The organism is Pseudomonas sp. CH235, assembly GCF_004368175.1.
Lineage (GTDB): Bacteria > Pseudomonadota > Gammaproteobacteria > Pseudomonadales > Pseudomonadaceae > Aquipseudomonas > Aquipseudomonas paraglycinae.
This window is the reverse complement of sequence record NZ_RRZJ01000006.1, coordinates 275,516-282,623: the sequence shown is the minus strand read 5'-3', so window position 1 is coordinate 282,623 and position 7,108 is coordinate 275,516. Positions and strand designations below refer to the sequence as shown.

The 7,108-nt window shown below is 59.2% G+C and carries 6 protein-coding genes; 4 read left to right on the top strand and 2 right to left on the bottom strand.

Annotated elements, in window-relative coordinates:
* Positions 1-268: 268 nt before the first annotated feature.
* Together EIY71_RS09815 and EIY71_RS09810 are read right to left on the bottom strand one after the other, a co-directional pair.
* The gene (locus EIY71_RS09815; protein WP_102688256.1) at positions 269-1,489 is read right to left on the bottom strand and encodes a CaiB/BaiF CoA-transferase family protein; all 1,221 of its coding nucleotides are present in this window, start codon (positions 1,487-1,489) and stop codon (positions 269-271) included.
* A gap of 13 nt (positions 1,490-1,502) precedes the next feature.
* Complete coding sequence (locus tag EIY71_RS09810; protein ID WP_134021557.1) at positions 1,503-2,684, bottom strand: acyl-CoA dehydrogenase; 1,182 nt, start codon at positions 2,682-2,684, stop codon at positions 1,503-1,505.
* A 158-nt stretch (positions 2,685-2,842) separates the two neighbouring features.
* Between EIY71_RS09810 and EIY71_RS09805 the strand changes: the two genes are divergently transcribed.
* The 4 genes from EIY71_RS09805 (at position 2,843) to EIY71_RS09790 (ending at position 7,067) form a co-directional block, all read left to right on the top strand.
* Positions 2,843-3,742 (top strand): LysR family transcriptional regulator, encoded by a 900-nt coding sequence (locus tag EIY71_RS09805; RefSeq protein WP_134021554.1) that lies wholly within the window; start codon positions 2,843-2,845, stop codon positions 3,740-3,742.
* Between the two features lie 434 nt (positions 3,743-4,176).
* Entirely contained in the window at positions 4,177-5,298 is a 1,122-nt protein-coding gene (locus tag EIY71_RS09800; RefSeq protein WP_011331831.1) for a Re/Si-specific NAD(P)(+) transhydrogenase subunit alpha, read from the top strand.
* Between the two features lie 15 nt (positions 5,299-5,313).
* Positions 5,314-5,634, top strand: a complete 321-nt coding sequence (locus EIY71_RS09795; RefSeq protein ID WP_003220416.1) for an NAD(P) transhydrogenase subunit alpha — start codon at positions 5,314-5,316, stop codon at positions 5,632-5,634.
* Entirely contained in the window at positions 5,634-7,067 is a 1,434-nt protein-coding gene (locus tag EIY71_RS09790) for an NAD(P)(+) transhydrogenase (Re/Si-specific) subunit beta (RefSeq protein WP_085613551.1), read from the top strand. The genes EIY71_RS09795 and EIY71_RS09790 overlap by 1 nt, the downstream gene beginning before the upstream one ends.
* The last annotated feature ends 41 nt before the right edge of the window (positions 7,068-7,108 follow it).

Here is a 7,108-nt window from a genome sequence, read left to right as displayed (position 1 = left end):
GTTGAAAGAACCAAAAGAACCGGCATTTCCAACTCCTTCCAGACTTCGATGAACTGAAGCGACCCGCTTTCGAAACCTACTTAACTCATTGAATCTCAAGGAGTTTTCCGTTTCGACTGCGCCGAAAGTGGGGCGAATTATAGAGACTCAGAATCTGCCGTCAACCCTTAATTTCGCTTTTCTTTCAATAACTTGCAGATAGGCCAAAAACATCCAATTCCCTCTATATAGAAAAGGATTCAGCACCCCTTCTATATAGAGAGAACCATCAGAGCACTCCATCCTCTTTCATCGCAGCCACTGCTCCAGCCCCAAGACCCAGCACCCGCTGCAAAACGTCCAAGGTGTGTTCGCCCAACAAAGGAGGCGCAAGGCGATACTCGACAGGCGTCCGCGACAACCGGATCGGGCTGGCCACCTGCGGCACCATCCCCGCCAGCGCGTGAGGCAGCTCAATCGCCAACCCGCGAGACTTCACCTGCGGATCCTCGAATACCTGTGACAGATCATTGATCGGCCCACACGGCACACCTGCCTGCTCCAACTGAGCCACCCACTCTGCAGTTGTCTTGAATACAGTAGCCTGACGAATCAGCGGAATCAGCACCGCACGGTTCGCCACCCGCAGCTTATTAGTCGCGAAACGCGGATCGTCCGCCCACTGGGGCTGCCCCGCCACTTCGGCAAATTTGCGGAACTGCCCGTCATTGCCCACGGTAAGAATGAAGTCGCCATCGGCCGTAGGAAAATCCTGGTACGGCACGATATTCGGGTGCGCATTCCCTAGCCGCTTTGGCGCATTGCCCGTCGTCAGGTAATTCATCGCCTGGTTAGCCAGACAAGCCACCTGCACATCCAGCAACGCCATATCGATATGCTGCCCGCCGCCATCGTGATCACGGTGAGCCAATGCCGCCAGAATCGCCACGGTCGAATACAACCCCGTCAGGATATCCGTAAGCGCCACACCCACCTTCACCGGCCCGGCACCTTCATCACCCTCAGGTCGCCCGGTCAGACTCATCAGCCCGCCAAGCCCCTGGATCATGAAGTCATAACCCGCACGCTTGGCATACGGTCCGGTCTGACCAAAACCGGTGATCGAGCAATAGATCAGATCCGGATTGATCGCCTTCAGCGACTCGTAATCCAAGCCATACGCCGCCAGACCACCCACCTTGAAGTTTTCGATCAGGATGTCGGACTTGGCTGCCAGCTCCCGAACGAGCTTCTGGCCCTCGGGACGCGTAAAGTCGATCGTCACCGATTGCTTGTTGCGATTGGCCGACAGGTAATAAGCCGCCTCGCTAGTGTTCTCGCCGTAAGCGTCCTTCAGGAAGGGCGGCCCCCAGGCGCGAGTGTCGTCACCATTGCCCGGGCGCTCAACCTTGATCACTTCCGCCCCAAGGTCAGCAAGAATTTGCCCGGCCCATGGGCCGGCCAGCACTCGCGATAAATCCAGTACCCGCAGATGCGACAGCGCGCCCATGGTCGCTCTCCTATTAATAGAACGCCTGCAGGCCGGTCTGCGCACGACCGAGGATCAGCGCGTGAACGTCGTGAGTGCCTTCATAGGTATTCACCACTTCCAGGTTGACCAGGTGACGGGCCACGCCGAATTCATCGGATATCCCGTTGCCGCCCAACATGTCACGCGCCATGCGGGCGATCTCGAGAGACTTGCCGCAAGAGTTGCGCTTCATGATCGAAGTGATTTCAACCGCAGCAGTGCCTTCGTCCTTCATGCGGCCCAGACGCAGACAGCCTTGCAGTGCCAAAGTGATCTCGGTCTGCATGTCAGCCAGCTTCTTCTGGATCAACTGAGTGGCGGCCAGCGGACGACCGAACTGTTGACGATCCAAGGTGTACTGGCGAGCGGTGTGCCAGCAGAACTCGGCAGCACCCAACGCGCCCCAAGAGATGCCATAACGTGCGGAGTTGAGGCAGGTGAACGGACCTTTCAGACCGCGCACGTCTGGGAATATGTTCTCTTCCGGCACGAACACGTTGTCCATGACGATTTCGCCGGTGATCGAAGCGCGCAGACCGACCTTGCCATGAATCGCCGGAGCGCTCAGACCTTTCCAGCCCTTCTCCAGAACGAAACCACGGATGTCGCCCGCATCGTCCTTGGCCCAGACCACGAACACATCGGCGATCGGGCTGTTGGTGATCCACATCTTGGCGCCGGTCAGGCTGTAGCCGCCTTCCACTTTGCGTGCACGCGTAATCATCGCGCCCGGGTCGGAACCGTGGTTCGGCTCGGTCAGACCGAAGCAGCCAATCCACTCGCCGGAAGCCAGCTTCGGCAGGTACTTCTGTTTCTGTGCTTCGGTACCGAATTCGTTGATCGGCACCATCACCAGCGAAGACTGCACGCTCATCATCGAACGGTAGCCAGAGTCGACACGCTCGACTTCACGAGCGATCAGGCCATAGCTGACGTAGTTGAGGCCGCTGCCACCGTACTGCTCGGGGATGGTCGCGCCCAACAGGCCGACCTCACCCATTTCACGGAAGATCGCCGGGTCAGTCTTTTCATGGCGGAAGGCTTCGAGCACGCGCGGCGCGAGGCTCTGCTGGGCGAATTGCTCGGCAGTGTCGCGGATCATGCGTTCTTCTTCAGCCAGCTGTTGATCCAGCAGCAGTGGATCGATCCAGTTGAAGCTAGCTTTACCGCCCATGAGTGAGTCCTCGCAAATCGGGTGAATTAACGTGGCATTGATCCTAGGCGCGCTTCCCCATCCCGGCAAACGAGGATTTCGCATCCTGTTGTGCTAATTTCTCACTCCGAAACGTCGCGAGATGCCGATTAAGCGATGTATTAGTGAGGTTGACGTACATGCGCCGCAAGATACCCAGCACCACCGCCCTGATCAGCTTCGAGGCTGCTGCCCGTCACGAGAGCTTTACCAAGGCCGCTGAAGAACTTTCCCTCACCCAGGGCGCCATTTGCCGACAGATCGCCAGCCTGGAGGACTTCCTCAGCGTCGAACTCTTCCGACGCTCGCGTCGCGGGGTGAAGCTGACAGAAGCGGGCCTTTCCTACAGTCGTCGGGTCGCCACCCAACTCGACGCCGTTGAGCGCGACACCCTGTCGGTGATGGGTCAGCAAGGCACCAATGTGATTGAGCTCGCCGTGGTGCCCACCTTCGGCACGCAATGGCTGTTGCCAAGGCTGAAGGACTTCCAGCTCAAACATCCGGAAGTGACGGTCAACCTGACCAACCGCACCCGCCCGTTCCTGTTTGCCGACACCGAATTCGATGCCGCCATCTACTTTGGCGATGCCGACTGGTCCGGTACCGAATCCCACAGGCTGATGGGAGAGAATCCGATTCCGGTATGCAGTCCCGTCCTGCTCGGCAACAAGACGCATCTGACACCCGATGAAATCGCCGATCTGCCGCTGCTCCAGCAAACCACCCGCCTCTACGCCTGGCGACAGTGGTTCAACTCGCAACACCTGAACATCCCCCGCGACATGACAGGTCCGCGCTACGAGCTATTCTCCATGCTGGCCCAGGCCGCCATGCACGACATGGGCATCGCGCTGATCCCACCATTCCTCATTCAGCGCGAACTGGCCGAGAAACGCTTGGTGATTGCCAACCCGAACGCGCTCTCCAGCATCAAGGCGTATTACCTGATGATTCCGGAGCGAAAGGTCGAATCCGCGTCACTCAAGGCTTTTCGCGACTGGCTGGTGAACCAGGCACACAGCTACAACCTAGAAGGCTAAAGGGTTTCAGCGATTGCTAACCCCGTAGTCAGGAAAATTAAAGCCCTACAGATATAACTATTTGTCGCAAATCGACAGACTGTATCCGAAAGTCGTACAGACGTCCCACAAGCGCCTGACGACGTGGCTTTGAGCCCCCATTCACGACTCATTGCGGCCTATTCACGTCACCGATGAGAAAAATCTTCAAATTCATCCAGAATCCTTGAAAGGCACGGCCTGCAAGGGATTCAACTGGCCATCTGCGACATTCGGTCACGGGATGACTTGTAGTTAATTTTCCGTCACCCGTCATAATCCCTTGAAGGGCATAAACTTCGCCTGCAAAATGCCGCGCCCCGCCCTGATTTGGCGGGATCGTGCTGATCGGCCGCCCCAGTCGCACCATCCGTAGTGCATGGGTTTACTCAATAAGATCACGCAGGAGATTTGACGTGCACATTGGTGTTCCTCTCGAAACCCAGACCGGTGAAACACGGGTTGCTGCAACCCCGGAAACCATTAAAAAGCTGATCAGCCAAGGTCATAAGGTCACTGTGCAAACCGGCGCCGGCGTTAAAGCCAGCGTTGTCGACAGTGCCTATGAAGCGGCAGGCGCAACCATTGGCAGTGCCAATGACGCGTTTGGCGCCGAGCTGATTCTCAAAGTGGTCGCGCCAAGCGATGCCGAACTGACGCTGATCAAGCGCGGAACGGTGCTGGTGGGCATGCTCAACCCATTCAACAACGACACCATCGCAAAGATGGCCGAGTGCGGGATTACCGCGTTTGCCCTGGAAGCGGCGCCACGTACCTCCCGGGCCCAGAGCCTCGACGTGCTGTCATCCCAGGCGAACATTGCCGGCTATAAGGCCGTGCTGCTGGCCGCTCACTACTATCCGCGCTTCATGCCGATGCTGATGACCGCTGCGGGCACCGTGAAAGCGGCGCGCGTGCTGATTCTGGGTGCCGGCGTGGCCGGGTTGCAGGCGATTGCCACGGCGAAACGTCTGGGTGCCGTCATCGAAGCGTCCGACGTACGTCCGGCCGTGAAGGAACAGATCGAATCCCTCGGCGCCAAGTTCGTCGACGTGCCTTACGAAACCGATGAAGAACGCGAATGCGCGGTCGGCGTCGGCGGTTACGCACGCCCGATGCCGGCGAGCTGGATGCAGCGTCAGGCCCAGGCCGTGCACGAGCGCGCCAAGCAGGCTGACATCGTCATCACCACCGCACTGATTCCGGGCCGCAAGGCACCGACGCTGCTGAGCGCAGACACCGTGGCGCAGATGAAACCCGGCTCGGTGGTCATCGACCTCGCGGCCGCTCAGGGTGGCAACTGCCCGCTGACCGTGGCCGATCAGGTCGTGATCGAGAACGGCGTGACCATCGTCGGCCCGACCAACCTTGCCGGTGAAGTCGCCGCAGATGCCTCGGCGCTGTACGCACGCAACCTGCTGGACTTCCTGAAGCTGGTCTTCACCAAAGAAGGCCAGTTCGAAGTGAACCTCGAAGACGACATCGTCGCCGCGTGCCTGATGTGCCGCGACGGCCAAGTCATCCGCAAAAACGCCTAAGCAGGGATTCAGACGATGGAAGAGCTTATCTCCCCCGGTATCTACAACCTGATCATCTTCGTGCTGGCGATTTATGTCGGTTACCACGTGGTCTGGAACGTTACACCCGCGCTGCACACGCCCTTGATGGCAGTGACCAACGCCATTTCGGCGATCGTGATCGTCGGCGCCATGCTCGCGGCCGCACTGACCGTCACCCCGCTGGGCAAGACCATGGGCACCCTCGCCGTGGCACTGGCCGCGGTCAACGTCTTCGGTGGCTTCCTGGTGACCCGCCGCATGCTTGAGATGTTCAAGAAGAAGGCCCCGAAAGCAAAAGAAGAGGCGCCTAAGTAATGAGCATGAACCTCGTCACGACGCTCTACCTGATCGCGTCGATCTGCTTCATCCAGGCCCTCAAGGGGCTGTCGCACCCGACCACGTCGCGCCGCGGCAACCTGTTCGGCATGCTCGGCATGGCGCTGGCAATCATCACCACTGTCGGCCTCATCTATAAGCTGGGCGCTGAGCTGGCCACCGCCGGTATTGGCTATGTGATCGTCGGCCTGCTGATCGGCGGCACCGCCGGTTCGATCATGGCCAAGCGCGTTGAAATGACCAAGATGCCGGAACTGGTTGCGTTCATGCACAGCATGATCGGTCTGGCAGCGGTGTTCATCGCCATCGCCGCCGTGGTCGAGCCGCAGTCGCTGGGCATCGTCAAGCAACTGGGCGACTCGATCCCGGCGGGTAACCGTCTGGAGCTGTTCCTCGGCGCAGCCATCGGTGCAATCACCTTCTCCGGTTCGGTGATTGCGTTCGGCAAGCTGTCGGGCAAGTACAAGTTCCGTCTGTTCCAGGGTGCACCGGTACAGTTCAGCGGTCAGCACAAGCTGAACGCGGTACTGGGTCTGGCAACGCTGATCCTCGGCGTCACCTTCATGCTGACCGGCAACCTCGCCGCGTTCGCACTGATGCTGGCCCTGGCGTTCGTCATGGGCGTGCTGATCATCATCCCGATCGGCGGCGCCGACATGCCGGTGGTGGTGTCGATGCTCAACAGCTATTCCGGCTGGGCGGCGGCAGGTATCGGCTTCTCGCTGAACAACTCGATGCTGATCATTGCCGGCTCGCTGGTGGGTTCGAGCGGTGCGATCCTCTCGTACATCATGTGCAAGGCGATGAACCGTTCCTTCTTTAATGTACTGCTCGGCGGTTTCGGCAATACAGCAGATGCCGGTCCTGCCGGTGAGAAGGAAGCCCGTCCGGTGAAATCCGGTTCGGCTGACGACGCGACTTTCCTGCTGACCAACGCCGACACCGTGATCATTGTTCCGGGTTACGGCTTGGCGGTGGCTCGCGCACAGCACGCCTTGAAAGAGCTGACCGAGAAGCTGACCCACCATGGCGTGACCGTGAAGTATGCGATCCACCCGGTGGCCGGTCGGATGCCTGGGCACATGAACGTACTGTTGGCCGAGGCCGAAGTGCCGTACGACCAGGTGTTCGAAATGGAAGACATCAACTCCGAGTTCGGCCAGGCCGACGTGGTGCTGGTGCTCGGCGCCAACGACGTGGTCAACCCGGCCGCCAAGAACGATCCGAAATCGCCGATTGCCGGCATGCCGATCCTCGAAGCGTTCAAGGCCAAGACCATCATCGTCAATAAGCGCTCGATGGCCAGCGGCTATGCCGGCCTGGACAACGAACTGTTCTATCTGGACAAGACCATGATGGTCTTCGGCGACGCGAAAAAAGTCATCGAAGACATGGTCAAAGCGGTCGAATAACTCGCTCGCTGCTTCACCGGACGCCCCGACTTGTCGGGGCG

What these genes read in the sequence shown, in the direction of transcription:
- EIY71_RS09815 (WP_102688256.1), bottom strand. Translation starts at nt 1,489, where the DNA reads ATGGGCGCGCTGTCGCATCTGCGGGTACTGGATTTATCGCGAGTGCTG.
- EIY71_RS09810 (WP_134021557.1), bottom strand. Translation starts at nt 2,684, where the DNA reads ATGGGCGGTAAAGCTAGCTTCAACTGGATCGATCCACTGCTGCTGGAT.
- EIY71_RS09805 (WP_134021554.1), top strand. Translation starts at nt 2,843, where the DNA reads ATGCGCCGCAAGATACCCAGCACCACCGCCCTGATCAGCTTCGAGGCT.
- EIY71_RS09795 (WP_003220416.1), top strand. Translation starts at nt 5,314, where the DNA reads ATGGAAGAGCTTATCTCCCCCGGTATCTACAACCTGATCATCTTCGTG.
- EIY71_RS09790 (WP_085613551.1), top strand. Translation starts at nt 5,634, where the DNA reads ATGAGCATGAACCTCGTCACGACGCTCTACCTGATCGCGTCGATCTGC.